The organism is Boseongicola sp. (genome assembly GCF_057460485.1).
On record NZ_JBVCWP010000001.1, the window covers coordinates 1 to 18,139 of the forward strand.

General features: G+C 57.5%; 21 protein-coding genes. 7 read left to right on the plus strand and 14 right to left on the minus strand.

Annotated elements, in window-relative coordinates:
- The 5 genes from AC221Y_RS00005 to parC all read right to left on the minus strand — a co-directional run.
- Positions 1 to 345 (minus strand): GTP-binding protein (locus AC221Y_RS00005; RefSeq protein ID WP_486706609.1); only part of this gene is annotated, 345 nt, incomplete at its 3' end.
- Between the two features lie 71 nt (positions 346 to 416).
- The gene (locus AC221Y_RS00010; RefSeq protein ID WP_299749750.1) at positions 417 to 1,037 is read right to left on the minus strand and encodes a hypothetical protein; all 621 of its coding nucleotides are present in this window, start codon (positions 1,035 to 1,037) and stop codon (positions 417 to 419) included.
- 59 nt (positions 1,038 to 1,096) lie between these two features.
- On the minus strand, positions 1,097 to 2,218 hold the full coding sequence (locus AC221Y_RS00015; RefSeq protein ID WP_486706610.1) for a M48 family metallopeptidase: 1,122 nt from the start codon (positions 2,216 to 2,218) through the stop codon (positions 1,097 to 1,099).
- On the minus strand, positions 2,215 to 3,402 hold the full coding sequence (locus AC221Y_RS00020; protein WP_299749756.1) for a DUF898 family protein: 1,188 nt from the start codon (positions 3,400 to 3,402) through the stop codon (positions 2,215 to 2,217). The genes AC221Y_RS00015 and AC221Y_RS00020 overlap by 4 nt, the downstream gene beginning before the upstream one ends.
- A gap of 3 nt (positions 3,403 to 3,405) precedes the next feature.
- Positions 3,406 to 5,724, minus strand: a complete 2,319-nt coding sequence (gene parC / locus AC221Y_RS00025; RefSeq protein ID WP_299749759.1) for a DNA topoisomerase IV subunit A — start codon at positions 5,722 to 5,724, stop codon at positions 3,406 to 3,408.
- Between the two features lie 106 nt (positions 5,725 to 5,830).
- On the opposite strand from parC, the gene AC221Y_RS00030 reads away from it, so the two are divergent.
- From AC221Y_RS00030 to AC221Y_RS00040, 3 genes are all read left to right on the plus strand, one after another.
- Positions 5,831 to 6,670, plus strand: coding sequence for an SDR family NAD(P)-dependent oxidoreductase (locus tag AC221Y_RS00030; RefSeq protein ID WP_299749762.1), 840 nt, complete (start codon positions 5,831 to 5,833; stop codon positions 6,668 to 6,670).
- Between the two features lie 61 nt (positions 6,671 to 6,731).
- The gene (locus AC221Y_RS00035) at positions 6,732 to 6,938 is read left to right on the plus strand and encodes a twin transmembrane helix small protein (protein WP_299749765.1); all 207 of its coding nucleotides are present in this window, start codon (positions 6,732 to 6,734) and stop codon (positions 6,936 to 6,938) included.
- A 3-nt stretch (positions 6,939 to 6,941) separates the two neighbouring features.
- A complete protein-coding gene (locus AC221Y_RS00040) occupies positions 6,942 to 7,514 on the plus strand; it encodes a cob(I)yrinic acid a,c-diamide adenosyltransferase (protein WP_299749768.1) in 573 nt (190 codons plus the stop codon).
- Here AC221Y_RS00040 and AC221Y_RS00045 read toward each other — a convergent pair.
- Both AC221Y_RS00045 and AC221Y_RS00050 read right to left on the minus strand, forming a co-directional pair.
- Positions 7,511 to 7,639 (minus strand): VOC family protein, encoded by a 129-nt coding sequence (locus AC221Y_RS00045; RefSeq protein ID WP_366141655.1) that lies wholly within the window; start codon positions 7,637 to 7,639, stop codon positions 7,511 to 7,513. The two genes, AC221Y_RS00040 and AC221Y_RS00045, sit on opposite strands and share 4 nt — an antisense overlap.
- Positions 7,640 to 7,669: 30 nt before the next feature.
- Complete coding sequence (locus tag AC221Y_RS00050) at positions 7,670 to 7,873, minus strand: hypothetical protein (protein ID WP_366141656.1); 204 nt, start codon at positions 7,871 to 7,873, stop codon at positions 7,670 to 7,672.
- Between the two features lie 172 nt (positions 7,874 to 8,045).
- On the opposite strand from AC221Y_RS00050, the gene AC221Y_RS00055 reads away from it, so the two are divergent.
- Together AC221Y_RS00055 and AC221Y_RS00060 are read left to right on the plus strand one after the other, a co-directional pair.
- Positions 8,046 to 8,807, plus strand: a complete 762-nt coding sequence (locus tag AC221Y_RS00055; RefSeq protein WP_299749771.1) for an electron transfer flavoprotein subunit beta/FixA family protein — start codon at positions 8,046 to 8,048, stop codon at positions 8,805 to 8,807.
- A complete protein-coding gene (locus AC221Y_RS00060; protein WP_299749775.1) occupies positions 8,804 to 9,730 on the plus strand; it encodes an electron transfer flavoprotein subunit alpha/FixB family protein in 927 nt (308 codons plus the stop codon). The genes AC221Y_RS00055 and AC221Y_RS00060 overlap by 4 nt, the downstream gene beginning before the upstream one ends.
- Before the next feature lie 269 nt (positions 9,731 to 9,999).
- Here AC221Y_RS00060 and AC221Y_RS00065 read toward each other — a convergent pair whose 3' ends face one another.
- Entirely contained in the window at positions 10,000 to 10,656 is a 657-nt protein-coding gene (locus AC221Y_RS00065; RefSeq protein ID WP_486706611.1) for a DUF6473 family protein, read from the minus strand.
- Positions 10,657 to 10,763: 107 nt separating this feature from the next.
- Between AC221Y_RS00065 and AC221Y_RS00070 the strand changes: the two genes are divergently transcribed.
- Entirely contained in the window at positions 10,764 to 11,639 is an 876-nt protein-coding gene (locus AC221Y_RS00070) for a 3-hydroxybutyryl-CoA dehydrogenase (RefSeq protein WP_299749781.1), read from the plus strand.
- A 27-nt stretch (positions 11,640 to 11,666) separates the two neighbouring features.
- Here AC221Y_RS00070 and AC221Y_RS00075 read toward each other — a convergent pair whose 3' ends face one another.
- From AC221Y_RS00075 to AC221Y_RS00100, 6 genes are read right to left on the minus strand one after another with little or no spacing between them, the layout of a single operon-like run.
- On the minus strand, positions 11,667 to 11,945 hold the full coding sequence (locus AC221Y_RS00075) for an HPr family phosphocarrier protein (protein WP_299749784.1): 279 nt from the start codon (positions 11,943 to 11,945) through the stop codon (positions 11,667 to 11,669).
- Between the two features lie 8 nt (positions 11,946 to 11,953).
- Positions 11,954 to 12,337 (minus strand): PTS sugar transporter subunit IIA, encoded by a 384-nt coding sequence (locus AC221Y_RS00080; RefSeq protein ID WP_299749787.1) that lies wholly within the window; start codon positions 12,335 to 12,337, stop codon positions 11,954 to 11,956.
- Positions 12,334 to 13,260, minus strand: coding sequence for an RNase adapter RapZ (gene rapZ, locus AC221Y_RS00085; RefSeq protein ID WP_299749790.1), 927 nt, complete (start codon positions 13,258 to 13,260; stop codon positions 12,334 to 12,336). The genes AC221Y_RS00080 and rapZ overlap by 4 nt, the downstream gene beginning before the upstream one ends.
- A complete protein-coding gene (locus tag AC221Y_RS00090) occupies positions 13,257 to 13,694 on the minus strand; it encodes an HPr kinase/phosphorylase (protein WP_299749793.1) in 438 nt (145 codons plus the stop codon). Before AC221Y_RS00090 ends, rapZ begins: the two co-directional genes overlap by 4 nt.
- Positions 13,695 to 13,703: 9 nt before the next feature.
- The gene (locus AC221Y_RS00095) at positions 13,704 to 15,431 is read right to left on the minus strand and encodes a sensor histidine kinase (protein ID WP_299749796.1); all 1,728 of its coding nucleotides are present in this window, start codon (positions 15,429 to 15,431) and stop codon (positions 13,704 to 13,706) included.
- Positions 15,432 to 16,136: a response regulator transcription factor gene (locus tag AC221Y_RS00100; RefSeq protein ID WP_299749799.1), complete on the minus strand. Its 705-nt coding sequence runs from the start codon at positions 16,134 to 16,136 to the stop codon at positions 15,432 to 15,434. It lies immediately after the preceding gene.
- 381 nt (positions 16,137 to 16,517) lie between these two features.
- Here AC221Y_RS00100 and AC221Y_RS00105 point away from each other — a divergent pair, with 381 nt between their 5' ends.
- Positions 16,518 to 18,122 carry a phosphoenolpyruvate carboxykinase gene (locus tag AC221Y_RS00105; RefSeq protein ID WP_486706612.1) on the plus strand — a complete coding sequence of 535 codons (1,605 nt, stop codon included), beginning with the start codon at positions 16,518 to 16,520 and terminating at the stop codon, positions 18,120 to 18,122.
- Positions 18,123 to 18,139 lie beyond the last annotated feature (17 nt).

Consider the following 18,139-nt stretch of genomic DNA (forward strand, 5'->3'; position numbering starts at 1 on the left):
GATGTGCTCGCGCGTCTGTGGCATTGGGCCGTCAGCTGCGTTCACAACCAGAATGGCGCCGTCCATCTGAGCCGCACCGGTGATCATGTTCTTCACATAGTCAGCGTGGCCCGGGCAATCGACGTGCGCATAGTGGCGTGCCTCGGTTTCATATTCGACGTGTGCCGTCGAAATGGTGATCCCGCGTGCCTTCTCTTCCGGCGCGCCATCAATCTTGTCATACGCCTGGAAGTCACCGAAGTACTTCGTGATCGCCGCAGTCAGCGTCGTCTTGCCGTGGTCAACGTGACCAATCGTGCCAATGTTAACATGCGGTTTGTTACGTTCAAACTTTGCCTTTGCCATCGCCCTATGTGCCTTTGAATGGGGTCAAATATGGCGGGGCAATTATGGTATCAGCGCAAGAAAATCAAGCGTCAGTTGGTCGCTTCTTCATCCACCATGTTCACAACCGTCGGAGCGGGCGTTGATATGGTAAACGGAACCCGCGCGCGTTCGGGTTTCGCGATGAACCATTCGGGGTTTTCGTTTAGCCAGTCTTCGATCTCGCGGGCCGCGCTTTGTGACAGATTGGCAAGCTGCACGTCTGCCTCGCGCACCAGTCCGGACCCCAGGAATGGTACCATATTTCGGAAACCTTCGCCGACCTGAATGCGTTTCGCTTCCGGGTTCAAGCGTTGCTGCGTGACGTTGTCAAAGACAGAAACGTCTAAAATCATCACCGACTGCGGGGCATAGACAACCGGAATGCCCGGCTGCGCCAGAACAAGTCCGCCCAGAACGATCCCAAGATGATAAAGCCCGTCGCCGTCGTACCGGCGAAGCCGCTTGGCAACCGCGTTTTGCAACTCAGTTTCAAGCGCTTGCTCGCTTAACTCGCGCGAAAACGGACCAAGGACCACGTTGTCGGCAATGGCTATGTTATGGCCAAGGCGGAAGTCACCCAAAGGCTCGGGCGCAAGGCTTAGGTCTTCGGGTTCCGCCGTGCAGGCCGCCAAAATTGCGCCTGCCAGAAGTATCACGATTGCGCGCCGCATGTTTATAAGCCCCTTTGCCACTTTGAAACGGGTTACCGCGCCCGGCACGCCACCGCAAGTTAGTCGCAGATTGCCTTCAACGCCGCCCAGCTTTGATCCGGGATAACCGGACCGGTCACACCCATCGCATCACCCGCCGCGCGAGAGGTCGCGATCCGGTCCCCCAACGCGGGATGTGACATGAAATGGGCAGCGATCCCGGACGCGTCGCCAAATTTGTCCAGCAGCTTTTGAAATAGATCGCCCAGCGCACCGGGGTCGACATTGGCGCGTTGCAAGAGCGTGATTCCATAGGCGTCCGCTGCCGCCTCGGCTTCGCGGCTGTAGTCGGCCTTGATCATCTGTTCGACCAGGAAAAGCACCACAGCCCCGCCCGCAAAATCGCCAAACAGTAGGCCAAGAACACCCAATGATCCCGCCGAGCGCAGGGCAATTCGTATCGGGTCCCGTGCGGCAACATGGCCAATTTCATGCGCAAGAACCGCCGCGATTTCGTCTGGGCTTTCAGCCGCGGAAAGCATGCCTTGGAAGAACACCACTTGGCCGCCAGGCAAGGCGAAAGCATTGACCATCGAGTGGTTCAGCACGCTGACCGTGATCGGATAGGGCAGATCAAGATTGTTGCCGCCTACGGTGTCAAGCATCAGGTCCAATGCCTTCTGTCCCTCCCGCGATTCGCAGAGCTCGACAGGAAAGAAGTCTTCGCCAAGCGCAGTTTGAATTTGCCCAAGCGTGGCGTTTCCAAGCGCCTCTTCGCCGGCGGGCGGCAGGACGCGGGCAAGCTGATCGGCCATGATCGGAACCAGAACAAAAACGATCAGAAAGACCGACGCAATCGCCGCACCCGCCCAGCCGAAAACGCGGGCACGACCCCGCACGGGGGGGGTCTCACCAAGCCGCCAGGCACCTTGTCGAATACGCTGGATCAGTCCGGCATCCTCGACGGTGAGACGCGCCAATGCGCGCTCGGTTGTGGTCACGACAAGTCGCCCCTCGTCGGCCTGATCCGGCACCGATCGCAAGCTAACAAGCGGCCAGATCAGCGCATCGCCGTCGGGCAACGTCAGAACAAGTGTCTTCGCGCTTGCGTCGATCACGGTGGCAACACGGCGGATCGCAGCGCTGCGCCCGTCGAACAGGTCGCAATAGATCTCCCGAGCGTCGGACGCCGCCCAGATCATATTGCCGCCCCCAGATCGAGCGCCTCTGCAAAGCCTTCCGCCTCGCGGTGCTCATCGCGGTCGCGTTGGCGGATATCATGAAGGGACTCGCTGCCAATGATCTCAAGCGTTTCGGCATAGTGGCGCCAAATCGGCAGGGTGACAAAGACGTGGCGCAGGGTGGACCAGATTACGAACACAAGAAAATAGATAGCAAAGCCAAAGGCTTGCAGAAAAATCCCAGGACCAGTGAGGCTATCGAGGTCGTCCAGCGAGAACGCCATCCCCTTGGCGGCAAACATCAGGGCGAGGAATATGAAGCTTGCCACGATCCCCGCAATCCCAGTCAGAAAACCGGCCAATCCGTAGCCAAGGACATAGATACCGATGATGCGCGGCGCTCGCGCGGCCGACCGGAAGCCGATGGCACCCGCCGCCTTCGTCGCCGTCAAAACCCGGAAACTGCGCACCGCATACCAGCCCCAGGCGACCACCAGAAGTGGGGCGCTCATAAGGGCAAGACCTAAGGTAAGCTCGGTGTATTCACTGTCCCAATTGGCCCAGACAATGCTTCCACCAATGGCTGCTATTGCCCAAAACGGGATCAGGCCCTTCGCCAGCATCCGCGCGCTTCCGCCTTGCTGGAACTGCCGATCACCGTACCAAGTCCGGTTGATCCGGTATGCCTCAAGCCGATGGGTCATCAGCGGCCAAAGAAGTGTCCCCGACCCAAGTGCCAGTCCCCAATAAATCAGCGCGCGCCACGCATAGCCCCATGCGCCGGGGTCCACGCCAAAGCGAATACCACGCCAGCGCGTGCGGGCAAAAACGTACCGCCGGGCGCGGTAGCGGGCATAAAACCAAAGTGGAATGACGCCTACGAAGGACGCCACATAGGCCGCCGTGTTGCCGTCAAACAGCGTGAAGCTGACGAACATCAGGATCAAATTCACAACCCCGATGTAGAAGGCAAGGATCACCACGGCGATGAAAAACCCAAGCAGCTTTTCCAACGGATCGCCGACGTATTCCAAAGGGCGCGCACCGGGACGGATCGACGACCAATAGTACCGCCGAAGCCGGGTTTTCATCCAGAAGCGATAAAAGCCGAAGGTCAGAACAGACCAAAGCCCCATGACGAAACTCATGGCGAAAATGCGCCCCCGCCGTCCGATGAACTCGGTGGAAAGGTTGGTCGCCGCCATGCCTTACGTGAACCGGTTATCCTGCGGGAAGCCTCGCGGCGCCATACGACCCGCGCCTGCCCGCACGCCGATCCATTCAGCGAGGTCTTCAGCAGAAACCATGCGCGTGCGCCCCGCCGGATCAAGCCAGCTGAGGCCGTCAGACAAGGTAAACGTGCGCGCATCTTTCAATCCGCCGTCTTTGTATTTCTGAAGCCGCACGCCCTTGCCGCGTCCCATTTCTGGCAGGTCCGCCACCGGGAACACCAGCATCTTGCGGTTCTCGCCAACAGCCGAAACGTGATCGCCATCGACGGGCTTGCAGACCAGCGCGCGCACCGCACCCTTGACGTTCAGGACCTGCTTGCCCGCGCGGGTCTGGGCCACGATCTCGTCTTCGGAAACGATAAAGCCGTCGCCTGCGGTCGAGGCGACAAGCAATTTGCGCCCCGGCTGATGGATGAACAAAGATACAATTTCGGCCTCGTTCGGCAGATCGACCATCAGGCGCACCGGCTCGCCCATGCCGCGCCCTCCGGGCAGGCTTGACGCGGACACCGTGTAAAACCGGCCGTTCGAGCCCGCGATTAGCAAACGATCTGTCGTCTCGGCGTGGAACACAAACCGCGTGCCATCCCCGTCTTTGAATTTCAACTCACGGTCCAGATCGATATGGCCAGTCAACGCCCTGATCCAGCCCATCTGGCTGCAAACGACAGTGATCGGCTCGCGGTCGATCATCGCTTCCAATGGCACGTCTGCGACCTCGACCGCCTCAGCAAAAACAGTCCGGCGCGCACCGCCCTCGGAGTCTTTGCCAAAAATCTTCTTCACGTCACGAAGCTGATCGGCAATCTGCCCCCATTGCTGACCTTCATCACTAAGCAAATCTTCCAGCGCGGCACGCTCAACAAGCAAATCATCGTACTCGCGGCGCAACTCCATCTCTTCAAGACGTCGAAGCGCGCGCAACCGCATGTTCAGAATCGCTTCGACCTGAAGCTCGCTAAGCTCACCCTCACCAGCGGGCGGCGAAACATAGTCGGTTTCGTCAATCGCCCGGACGAAATCGCGCGACCAGTCTTCGCGCATCATCGCCGCTTTTGGATCGTCGTCGTAGCGGATAATGTCGATCACGCGGTCCAGATTGAGGAACGCCGTAATGAAGCCTTCCAGCACTTCCAGACGGTGGTCGATCTTGGCAAGGCGATGCTCGGACCGGCGGACTAACACATCGCGGCGATGCTCCATAAAGGCGCGCAGCACCTCTTTCAGCGAGCAGACTTTCGGCGTCACACCGTCGATCAATACGTTCATATTCAGGCTAAACCGCGTTTCGAGATCCGAGTTGCGGTACAACATATTCATCAGAACTTCGGCGTCGACATTGCGCGACTTCGGCTCAAGCACGATGCGGATGTCTTCGGTGCTTTCGTCGCGCACATCAGCAAGGATCGGCACTTTTTTGGTTTGAATGACCTCGGCCAGCTTCTCGATCAGGCGGCTTTTTTGTACCTGATACGGAATTTCGGTGACCACGACCTGCCACTGCCCCCGACCAAGGTCTTCGACCTCCCATTTGGCGCGCACACGAAAGCCACCGCGCCCGGTACGATAGGCCTCAAAAATCGAAGCCGTCGGCTCGACGATGATGCCACCGGTCGGGAAATCGGGACCGCTTATCATTTCGATCAGGGTGTCGTCCCGTACCAGTTCGCTGTTCTGTTTCTTCGCCAAATGGATGCAAGCGTCGCAAAGTTCACCAAGGTTATGGGGCGGAATATTCGTCGCCATGCCGACCGCGATCCCGGACGAGCCATTGGCCAGAAGGTTGGGGAACGTCGCGGGCAAAACGACGGGTTCTTCCAATGTGCCTTCATAGTTCGGACGATAGTCGACCGCGTTTTCGGTCAGGCCTTCCATCAAGGCTTCGGCGGCCACGGTCAGACGCGCTTCGGTGTATCTTTCGGCCGCTGGATTGTCGCCGTCAATGTTGCCGAAGTTGCCCTGCCCATCAACCAGCGGGTAACGAACGTTAAAATCCTGCGCCAATCGCGCCATCGCGTCGTAAATCGCCTGATTGCCGTGCGGATGGTAGTTTCCCATCACGTCACCGGTGATCTTTGCGGACTTTCTAAAGCCGCCGGTCGGCGACAACCGAAGCTCGCGCATGGCGTACAGAATACGCCGGTGAACGGGCTTCAACCCGTCCCGGGCATCCGGCAAGGCCCGGTGCATGATCGTCGACAAAGCATAGGTCAGATACCGGTCACCGATGGCGCGACGCAGTGGTTCAGCCACAAGCCTAGGGTCGATATTGGGGGTATCAGTGTCATTCGCCATATACGGTGTGTAGCGATGCAGGATTCTAGCGGCAAGGCGCGAACGCAGTGATTTCGCCGGAATTCACGGGCTTGCAATACGCAACACATCGTAGCAAACGCGCTTGATGACGTCGGCTTTGAAATCCATCCTTATTACTGGTGCGGCAAGTGGCATCGGTTTTGACGCAGCGCAAACCCTTCAATCCAAGGGCTGGCGTGTTTTCGCATCCTGCCGACAAAAGGCCGATGCCGAGCGGCTTATGGCTAATGGGTTTCCTGACGCCATTCATCTTGATTACGAAGATCCCGACAGCATCACCGCGGCCGTTAACCACGTTTTGACGTCCACCGGAGGGTCACTGGATGCGCTTTTTAATAATGGCGCCTACGCCATTCCCGGCCCGATTGAAGACCTGTCCCGCGCAGCCATGACGGCAAGTCTCAATGCGAATTTCCTTGGCTGGCACGATCTGACGGTTCAGCTTTTGCCCGCGATGCGAGCGCAGGGACATGGGCGTATTGTAAACTGTTCATCAGTGCTTGGCTTGGTCGCGACGCCCTATCGCGGCGCCTACTGCGCGTCGAAGTTTGCTGTTGAAGCCTGGTCAGACGCGCTGCGCATGGAAATGGTGGACGCAGGCATCTTTGTTTCGCTGATCGAACCCGGCCCTATTGTCACCAAATTTCGTGCGAACGCCGTCAAGCGCTTTGAGCAATGGGTCGATTGGGAAAACTCGCTCCGTGTCGAGGAATACCGGACTGGCCTTCTCGACAGGGTTTACAAAGGCTCGGGAAACAGCCCGTTCAGCAAGCCAGCCTCGGCCGTGACCGCCAAAGTGATCCACGCCATCGAAAGTCCGCGCCCCAAAGCCCGATATTTCGTGACCGTTCCGACGTATGGCGCAGACGTTTTGCGTCGCCTTCTGCCAACATCGCTTCTAGATCAGGTGATGAAGCGCGGCTGACGGTCGCGTTCGCCCCGCCGCAGACATGCGCTAAAAGACAGTTCAAGCAACCGAGGTTCCCATGTTAGAAGACCCACTTTTCGTCGTCGTCGTGATCGCAGTTCTGATCGTATTAGGGGTTCTACTGACCGGAATAGGTGGGTTCGCCAAGGGCGGAGACTTTAACCGAAAACACGCCAACCGCATCATGCGCTATCGCATCTACGCTCAGGCGGTCGCGATCGCGTTAATCTTGATTTATGTGCTCGTAGAGCGTTCCGGGGGATAGAAAATGGTCGTTCTAAACAAGATTTATACAAAAACTGGCGACGCTGGCGAGACCGCGCTTGGCAATGGCGCGCGCGTGGCAAAACACGCCGTCCGCGTCACGGCCTACGGCACTGTCGACGAATTGAACGCAACAGTTGGCATGGCCCGCCTTCAGGCAGCCGACGAAATAGATCATCTTTTATCATTGATTCAAAACGACCTTTTCGACCTTGGCGCGGACCTTTGTCGTCCTGATATGGAAATGGACGGCGAAGCAGGTTACCCGGTTCTGCGTATGGTTTCGTCGCAAACCGATCGCCTGGAAGGCGAGATTGACGCCATGATAAAGCGGCTTGAGCCATTGAGATCGTTCATTCTTCCCGCAGGCTCTGCGCTTTCAACACAACTTCATTTTTGTCGGACGGTGGCGCGCCGCGCCGAACGTTTGACGGTAGAATTGGCCACAATGGAAGCCGTAAATGACGCAGCGGTAACTTACCTTAACCGTTTGTCCGATTGGTTCTTCGTGGCCGCCCGCATTGCAAATGACGAAGGCCGCGCCGACGTGCTTTGGGTCCCGGGCGCGAACCGTTAAGCGGCAGGCTCCCACAATTCGACCGGGTTCCCCTCGGGATCGTGAATGCGCGCGAAGCGACCGACGCCTTCCATCGCGTCTTCATGGCTGGCGTTGATCCCGGCCACCTTCAGTTGTGCCAGCATCGCATCCAGATCAGCGACACGGAAATTAAATCATAAAAGCCCGATCTTCCGGGATATAATGCGTGTCCACGGTGAAAAGTGAAAAACCGTTACCCCAGCATCACTGACCCACGGCGGCGTTGTCATATCCTTTGGCGCGGGGTTAATGCCAAGGTGCGTCTCGTACCATTTCGCCAATGCGCCCGGATCCTTCGCCCGAAAGAACACGGCGCCAATTCCGGTAACCTTTTCCATTCCAAATTTCCCTAGATTCTTAAAATTCTTTCGAATGATCGTACTGGGTGCCGAAAACGCGGCGTCGTCAGGCCGAAACGCGTCGATTTTGCACTGTTTTCTGTCTGCTGCCTTCGCTACACCGACTGAGAAATCATCGGGTCTGACCCCGAACGCAAGGGAGTTAACGCAAATGAAGGTGTTGGTACCTGTCAAACGCGTCATCGATTACAACGTGAAAGTTCGTGTCAAAGCGGACGGATCGGGAGTCGATCTGGCGAATGTTAAAATGTCGATGAACCCGTTTGACGAGATTGCTGTCGAACAGGCTATTCGGATGAAAGAGGCCGGTCAGGCCGATGAAGTGATCGCGGTTTCGATCGGCGTGAAGCAAAGCCAGGAAACCCTGCGCACCGCTCTGGCCATGGGCGCGGATCGTGCGATCCTAATAATCGCGACGGATGACGTCCAAATGGACATAGAACCGCTCGCCGTTGCCAAGCTTTTGAAAGCCGTGTGTGACGAAGAACAGCCGGGCGTTGTTCTTTGCGGCAAACAGGCGATTGACAACGACATGAACGCAACCGGACAGATGCTTGCGGCATTGACCGGTTGGGCGCAGGCGACATTCGCCTCCGAGGTCGAGATCAACGGCGACAGCGCGACAGTGACGCGCGAAGTAGATGGCGGTTTGCAGACGATTAAAGTCAAAATGCCGGCAATTATTTCGGTCGACTTGCGTCTGAACGAACCGCGCTATGCATCATTGCCGAACATCATGAAGGCAAAGAGAAAACCGATGGACGAAAAGACACCGGCCGACTACGGCGTCGATGTTAGCCCGAGACTTCAGATCGTTGCCACCAGTGAGCCGGACACGCGCAAGGCAGGCGAGATCGTTGGTTCAGTTGATGAACTTGTTGCAAAACTTAAAGAAGTGGGGGCCCTTTCATGAGCGTTCTTCTTTTGGCCGAAGTTAACAACGGCGAGCTATCTTTGGACGCCACCTCCAAGGCTGTGACGGCCGCGAAACTGATGGGCGATGTCACCATATTGTGCGCGGGGGCCTCGGCCTCGGCAGCGGGTGCGGAAGCCGCAACCATTGACGGCGTGTCCAAAGTATTGGTCGCCGAAGATGCGTCGCTTGGCCATCGCCTTGCGGAACCGACGGCGGCATTGATCGTGTCCTTGGCAGGCGACTACAGCCACATCGTCGCACCTGCGACGACAGACGCAAAAAACGTGCTTCCACGGGTTGCAGCTTTGCTTGATGTGATGGTGATCACGGATATCTCGGGCGTCGTCGACGCAGAGACCTTCGAGCGTCCAATTTATGCCGGTAACGCGATCCAGACCGTTAAATCGCTCGATGAAATCAAGGTTGTGTCGATCCGCGTTTCGTCCTTTGACGGGGCCGCGGGGGGGGGCAATGCTTCGGTTGAAACCATCGGCGCCGTTGAAAATCCTGGCCTGTCCGAATGGGTTGAAGACAAGGTCGCAGAAAACGATCGTCCCGAGCTGACATCAGCGGGCGTTGTAGTATCCGGCGGACGCGGTGTTGGGTCGAAAGAAGACTTTGCACTGATCGAAAGCCTTGCAGACAAGCTTGGCGCCGCCGTTGGTGCCTCGCGCGCTGCGGTGGACTCGGGCTATGCGCCCAACGATTGGCAAGTCGGTCAGACCGGCAAGGTTGTGGCCCCTGATCTTTATGTTGCCGTCGGCATTTCCGGCGCAATTCAGCACCTTGCGGGCATGAAAGACAGCAAGATCATCGTCGCAATCAACAAGGACGAGGAAGCCCCGATCTTTCAGGTGGCCGATTACGGTCTTGTGGCTGATCTGTTTACGGCTGTGCCAGAGCTGCTTGAAAAGCTCTGATCGCGAACCCATCGGTTAAGAAGCGCGCCGGCGACTGTCGGCGCGTTTTTGTTTCTGCGGCTGCACAATGACACCCGCCAAGGCTGTTGCGACCTGACTGTGGTATAAAGAAGGAGCAAGTATCGCTTCTGCCGCCTGGCGTTCATGGACTAGAAACGCTTTGCCGACTATGCCTTCGCAACGGGCAAAATCATCCCGCCATCACTTCAATGACCCCTGCGGAATTGTGCGACACAGTCTCTATCATTTCACGATCCACAAAGTGCGGATCAAGCGGATTGCCCAAGCAAGGGGTCCTCGGGTCGGCGTTCTGCCGTCCAAAGAAGCGCTGTGTCGCCTGAAATCGACTTCACGATCATCTTCAGCCGGCTGACCCAGGCGATTTTTAGTTCCGATACCACCGGTTGCAAGGCCGATTGAGCGGTGTCTGCCAGCGCGCCAAGGAGATGGCCGGTGACGTGGGAAACGGCGAAGTCCACACTAGGAAACAACCGCTGAACGGTGACAGAGGCCGACACGAACCTATCGTTTTGGCGCGGATGCACAGAGTAGAAGCGATTGGGCATATTTTGCGCATCCAGAATTTGCACCAGTGTCATCCGCGCGTTCGATGTCACCGGCAAAATGTCGGGACTATCCGCAGTAGCGGTCAATCCGGCTTGCATTACCCCAAGATTGACCACGGCTTCCCCAATCTGCGCTTCAAGCGCGTCAACAAAAAGAACCTCGCCGTATTTTCCATACGTCTGACCGCTACCAATGTCAGCGATGTAGCTCCCATTAAGCGGCCATTTTGGCCCACGAAACATGACGCGCGACGCGCCATAACGGCACAGATCATAATCTAACGCTGAATCCGGTACTTCGATCAGTGTTACAAGTTCCGTTCTCCGACATTCCCGCGAATCAACATCTCCGATCGGCATTGATATTTGCCTAATCCGCCCGTTTCTGAGCTGCCGCGACGCCAAGCCCACTTGCACCCAGAACGGGCCTAAGCCTATTGTCCGGGCGAGATCTGGAAGGGTTTGGCATGGATATCAAAACGGTTGGCATCGTCGGAGCGGGGCAGATGGGCAATGGCATTGCCCATGTGTTTGCGGTTTCCGGATTTGACGTTTTGATGACTGACGTCAGCCGCGACGCGCTGGATGCGGCGATAAACCTTATCGAAGGCAATCTGGATCGTCAGGTCAGCCGCGAAAAAATCAGCCAGTCCGAACGAGACGCAGCGATGGGGCGGATCAAGACCACGCTGACCCTCAGCGATCTGGGTCAAACCGACCTTGTTATCGAAGCGGCAACCGAACGCGAAACCGTCAAAGTCGCGATCTTTGAGGACCTTGTCCCGCACCTGAAGCCAGAAACGATCCTGACATCCAACACGTCGTCAATTTCGATCACCCGGCTGGCAAGCCGCACGGACCGCCCAGAGAAATTCATGGGGTTCCACTTTATGAACCCGGTGCCGGTGATGCAGCTTGTCGAGCTGATCCGCGGCATAGCGACCGACGAGGCGACCTTTAAATCCTGCCTCGCTGTGGTTGAGAAAATCGGAAAAACGGCCTCAACCTCGGAAGATTTCCCCGCGTTTATCGTGAACCGCATCCTGATGCCGATGATCAACGAAGCGGTCTATACACTGTACGAAGGCGTCGGATCAGTGTCATCCATCGATAGCGCGATGAAACTTGGCACCAACCACCCGATGGGTCCGCTAGAACTTGCCGATTTCATCGGTCTTGATACCTGCCTGGCGATCATGAACGTGCTGCACGAGGGGTTGGCCGATACCAAATACCGGCCCTGCCCGCTTTTGACGAAGTACGTGGAAGCCGGGTGGCTTGGGCGCAAAACCGATCGTGGGTTCTATGATTACCGCGGCGAGACGCCCGTTCCCACGCGCTAAACCCGCATGCTGAACCGCGCGGGACTTTTACATGTCCTCGCCGAAACGATCCGCAACAAGCGCTTCAATCGCATCGGCAAGCTCTTCAGCCGCGTCGCCTCGCGTCACGACGTCTATCTGCGTGCCCTTCGAGGCCGCCAGCATTAACAACCCCATAATCGAGTCGCCCGCCGCTGAAAGCCCGTCTTTGGACACTTCGGCTTCGGCTGCATAGTCCTCGACCAGTTCGGCAAGCTTGGCCGACGCCCGCGCGTGCAGGCCCTTTTCGTTGACGATGGTCAGTGTTTTGGTCGCTGTGTCAGCCATGCGCGCCTCTATCCGTCAAATGCGTCGATGTATTTACGGCCCGCCTCAAGCGAAACACGCACGGCAACTGCCACGGATTTGTGCCGTGACTTTGCAAGTTTGATCAGCATCGGAAGGTTCGCGCCGTAGATGATTTTGCGGTCATTTGGGCTGCAGGCGCGCAATGACAAATTCGACGGTGACCCGCCAAACATATCCGTCACAACCACGACTCCGTTGCCGGTGTCGACGCTGTCGGCTGCCGCACAAATCTCGGCCTGTTTCTTTTTGCGATCATGGTCTGGTGCAATCGAGATCGCGCGCATGCCAGATTGCTTGCCGACAACGTGTTCGACCGCCGATAGATATTCCTGCGCCAGACCGCCGTGTGCGACGATGACAATCCCGATCACGTCTGCATCCCCATTTCCGCAGCCGGCCCCCCGAGCAGGCCACGCCGCTCAAGCTCCCGGTGACGAGTTGACACCTGCCACCCCGCCGCCGCAAGGGCCTTCGCCGCTTTTTCCGCAAGCGCAACAGAACGGTGTTGCCCGCCAGTACAGCCAAAAGCCAGCGTCAAAGACGTCTTGCCCTCGTCTTTGAAGGCAGGCAGCAGCGATTGGGTCAGATCAATGGTGCGCGCGAAGAAATCGGCAAACCTTGGGTCGCTAGCAACAAAAGTCTGCACGGCCGGCGAACGACCGTCCAAATCCCGCAGGGTTTCCTCCCAATGTGGGTTTGCCAGAAACCGCACATCAAGAACCATATCCGCCCCGCGAGGCAACCCGCGTTTGTAGGAAAAGCTTTCCACAGAAATCGATAGTTTGACGCTTGCTGCGGTACCGAATTTCTCACCTATTTCGGCCTTCAGATCGTGTACCGTCAGTTCCGACGTTTCAATCAGCCGATCGGCGCGCGCGCGGACGGACACCAGTAATTCCATCTCGCGTGCAATGCCGATATCAGGGGTTTCGGATGGCGCAAGCGGGTGGCGCCGCCGCGTTTCCGAATAGCGTCGTATCAGAACGTCCGTCCGGCAATCCAAATATAGCAATTCAGCCGACGTATCCGGATCAGCGGCAAGGTTGTCCAAAAGCGCCACCATCGCATCGGTTGAAAAGTCCCGATTGCGCACATCAATACCCAACGCAAGTGGCGCGCTGCGGGCTGGTCCGTCCAAAAGTCGCTCAACAAGACTAAGTGGTAGGTTGTCGATCGCCTCGAACCCCAGATCCTCAAGCGCATTGATCGCCGTTGACCGACCGGCGCCGGACGCACCCGTGACCAGGACGACGCGCGCCGGCTCAACCGATTTTTGAGATGGCTGGTCGTTCATGGCGCCACGCGCCCTCCATTCAACAGAGCGTAGAGCATAGCGGGGAATGCCGGGCTCTCAACCTTTCTGAGAAGAGGCAACGTAACGTCGGCGATCACGGTGTCGTGGGTTTCCGGCAAGCGGGCCGTTTCGACCTCGTCCAAAGTGACGGCATAGACGGCCATCGCCGGACGATGATCCACGCGTATCAGACCGACACCGCGCGCTTCGATCATGCCCTGCAGGTCGGCCGGCGCCGTCATTCTCAGGCCACCGTTCAGGTCGGGCGTTGCAATGACACGATCATCGGCGACGAGCGTCGCCCCCAACGCCATCAACTGCAGCGCAAGTGAGGATTTCCCGGACCCCGAAGCCCCAAGGATCAAAAGTCCGGTCGTCCCGAACGCAACGGCCGATGCATGGATATTGACCGGCCCCTTCGGTGTCGCGGCCATTTCAGGGCCCTAGACCGGAAGGCCGACGACGAAGCGCGCGCCCAAAGGCTCGGACGTGACATCAGCGTCGGTGGGGCGAATGTTTTCGGCCCAGATCACGCCACCATGCGCTTCGACGATTTGTTTGGAAATCGCCAGACCAAGGCCCGAGTTATTGCCGAAGTGGTCAACGGGCCGCTCGGTGTAGAAGCGGTTGAAAATTTTGGTAAGCGCCTGCTCAGGGATGCCGGGGCCAGTGTCTTCGACCACAACCAACACGCGGTTTTCGCGCTTGCGCACCCAGACGCGGATCGCATCGCCATCCTCGCAGAAGGAAATTGCGTTCGATATCAGGTTCACAAAGACCTGCGCCAGACGGCTTTCAAGGCCATCTACAACAATCTCTTCCGACGGCATGTCGGTGATGAATTCGACTCCCTTTTCGCGCGCATCATTGCCAAGAAAATCGCCGATATTGCCGATCATATGCAACAGGTCGAACGGCTCTTCGTCCTCTTTGACCAGCTCACTGTCCAGCCGCGATGCGTTCGAGATATCGGTGACAAGGCGATCCAGTCGGATCGTGTCGTGTTCGATCACGTCCATCAGCTTTATCTTGTGGTCTTCGCGCTTGGACACCCGCAGGGACGTCACTGCAGACCTAAGCGAGGCCAGTGGGTTTTTGATCTCATGGGCGACGTCGGCCGCAAATTGTTCATTGGCATCGATCCGGTCGTAAAGGGCGGCAACCATGCCGCGCAAAGCGCCGGACAGACGGCCAATCTCATCAGGTCGCGCAGTCAAATCGGGAATACGGACACGATTCGGGCTAAAGCGGCGCGCGTTCTTTTCGCGCCCGATCTCGGCTGCCGCGGCAAGGTCTGAAAGCGGGTTTGCAATGGTCGAGGCAAGCACAAGGCTCAGGCCGATTGACACCAGAATAGCGATGACAAACATCTGCAAGACCTGCTCGCGTTCCGAGCGGACAAGGTGGTCAATCTCGCCTGCTGCACTGGCAATTGCGACGGCACCAACGGGGGTGACGCCCTGCATGATGGGTGTGGCGACGGTAAAAATTGTGTTGCCGAAAGCATCCGTGCGGGACTGCACTTCTGTGCCGCCCCGAAGCGCCGCTGTCACCAGCGCCGCCACCAAATCTTCGCTGCCAGTTTCAACGGCGGGACCGTCGTTTTCCTTACCAAAGACACCCGAAATGCCTGCCCAGATACCGTCCAGGAAATCGGTGATAACCGTGGATCGATCCTCACCTTCTAGACTGGCGACAGGGCTTGGTCGACGCTCCTGGCCGACCGTGGTCGCCACAAGGCTCCCGCCGTTGTCATAGACAAAAATCTCGACTGCAGTCGGAATTTCCAGCGCCGCAAGGGTACCGGCAATATCCAGACCATCGCCGGTCGAAAGGCTGACAGGGGCGTTTTCAGGCAGTTGTGCCTCGAAGAACCCCGAGATCAGTTCAGCCTCGATCACAATCCCACGCTCGCGCTGGATAACCAGACTGTCGCGGAACGGATTGAGAAATAAAACCCCCGCCACAAGGACGAGGATTGCCAGAAGATTGAACGTAATGATTTTACGCGCCAGCGGCGACCGGTTCATGGCAACTACGCCACGCCGGTCCCGTTTGGCCCGTGCCTCGCTTTCCGCCGCAGCGTCAGGACCAATCCAGTCCTCGCCCAAAACGACGTCGGCGTATTTGGCTGGCTTTGCGCCCACCACATTCACCCCCGACGCGAACATTTACTCTTCGTTATATCGGTAACCGATTCCGTAGAGCGTTTCGATTGCCGAAAATTCATCATCAACCATGCGCATTTTCTTACGCAGGCGTTTGATATGGCTGTCGATCGTCCGGTCATCAACGTAAACCTGATCGTCATAAGCAACATCCATCAACTGATCGCGGCTTTTGACAAAACCAGGCCGTTGGGCCAGCGCCTGCAAAAGCAGGAATTCTGTCACCGTCAGCGACACGTCGCGGGTTTTCCACGTCACAGAATGGCGCAGCGGGTCCATGCGGAGCTCGCCGCGCGTCATGACCTGCGCCTGATCGACTTCACCACCTTCAGCGTCGCCAGCAATCACTTCCTGACGGCGCAAAAGCGCGCGAATACGTTCGACCAGAAGACGCTGTGAGAACGGCTTCTTGACGTAATCATCCGCCCCCATACGCAGACCAAGAACTTCGTCGATCTCATCATCTTTGGAGGTCAGGAAAATAACCGGCATCGCAGATTTCTGACGGACCCGCTGAAGCAGATCCATGCCATCCATCCGCGGCATCTTGATATCGAAGACCGCCATATCTGGCAGCTTCTTGTTAAAAGCATCGAGGGCGGCTTGCCCGTCATTGTACGTCTCGACTTCGAAACCTTCGGCTTCGAGTGTCATGGAGACAGACGTCAAAATATTCCTGTCGTCGTCGACCAGCGCGATTCTGGACATTTGTGATTTCCTTTTGCTGCTCTTTGGCGCCTTATGAATGGCGCATTCTGTCGTGTCTTTTTCTAGGCATACTCGTGTCTGCTTTGCGGTAATTCAACAATAATGTGCGAATCATGGGTATTCGCCACGTTAGAAGAACGTTGTTTTAGTTAGATTCGGCTAATCCGCCACAGGTTGGGCCGGATTTCGCGTAAATCACGAGCGGCTCCGACGCATGTTGGCGCTAAACCCGCCCGTCTGATGGTTTGGTGGCGCTAACTGTGCGGATGCGTCCTGTTCAAGGCCAAAACCGACTGCCTATAAGGGCGTTAACACCACCGATCATGTGCTTCGGGCGGCAGCCCGGACCATGCGCACTACCGGGAAAGGGAGCGACGGGGTATGACACAAGGCCGGGTGAACACCAATCACACGCTTGAAACACAAGGCATTTCGGGTCTGGGCGAGGTTTATTACAACCTCATGGAGCCTGACATCATTGCCGAAGCACTGCGCCGCAAGGAAGGCGCACTGGGGCAAGGCGGCACGTTTTTGGTCTCGACCGGTAAATTCACAGGCCGGTCCCCCAATGACAAACACGTCGTGCGCACGCCGTCCGTGGAAGACACCGTCTGGTGGGACAACAACAAGCCGATGTCGCCGGAAGGCTTTGAGCGTCTTTACACCGATATGATGGCACACATGGCTGGGCGTGACTATTTTGTCCAAGACCTGTTTGGCGGAGCAGACCCGGCGCATCGATTGGACGTACGCGTTGTGACAGAACTTGCCTGGCACTCGCTGTTCATCCGCCACATGCTGCGCCGTCCCGACCGCGAAGAGCTGGACAGCTTTGTGCCAGAATTCACTGTGATCAACTCGCCGTCATTCCGCGCCGACCCAAAGCGCCACAATTGCCGGTCGGAAACCGTCATAGCGATGAACTTTGACCGTAGGCTAATCCTGATCGGCGGCACGGAATACGCGGGCGAGAACAAGAAGTCGGTGTTCACGCTGCTGAACTACCTTCTGCCCGAAAAAGGCATCATGCCGATGCATTGTTCGGCCAATCACGCTCCCGGCAATCCAGTCGACACGGCTGTCTTCTTCGGTCTGTCCGGCACTGGCAAGACAACGCTGTCCGCCGATCCAGAGCGCGTTCTCATTGGCGACGACGAACACGGCTGGTCGGATCGCGGCACGTTTAACTTTGAGGGCGGCTGTTACGCCAAGACGATCAACCTTAGCCGCGATGCCGAGCCCGAGATTTACGACACCACCACTAAATTCGGTACGGTGATCGAGAACATGGTCTATGATCCCGAAACCAAGGAACTGGATTTCCAGGACGATAGCCTGACCGCAAATATCCGCTGCGCCTATCCGCTGGAGTATATCTCGAACGCCTCAAAGACTGGGATTGGCGGACATCCCAAGAACATCATTATGCTGACTTGCGACGCCTTTGGCGTGCTGCCGCCGATTGCGCGGCTGACACCGGCGCAGGCAATGTATCACTTCTTGTCTGGTTTCACCGCAAAAGTGGCCGGGACCGAGCGGGGCGTGACTGAGCCTCAGCCGACGTTCTCGACATGCTTTGGCGCGCCGTTCATGCCGCGCCGTCCCGAAGTCTATGGCGCGTTGTTGCGCGACAAGATCGCAACGCACGGCGCGACGTGCTGGCTGGTCAACACTGGCTGGACAGGCGGCGCTTATGGCACAGGAAGCCGGATGCCGATCAAGGCGACCCGCGCGCTTTTGACGTCTGCTTTGGACGGGTCTTTGGAAGATGCCGAGTACCGCAAGGACAAGTATTTCGGGTTCGAGGTGCCGACCCATGTGAAGGCCTCCGCCGTGCCGGACATCCTGCTTGATCCGCGCCGGACGTGGGACGATGGCGAGGCTTATGACCGTCAGGCGGCCAAGCTGGTTGCGATGTTTGCCGAGAACTTTGGTCAGTACGAAAGCCACATTGACGACGATGTGAAGGCCGTGGCAATCGGGTGATATGGTAGTCCACCGGC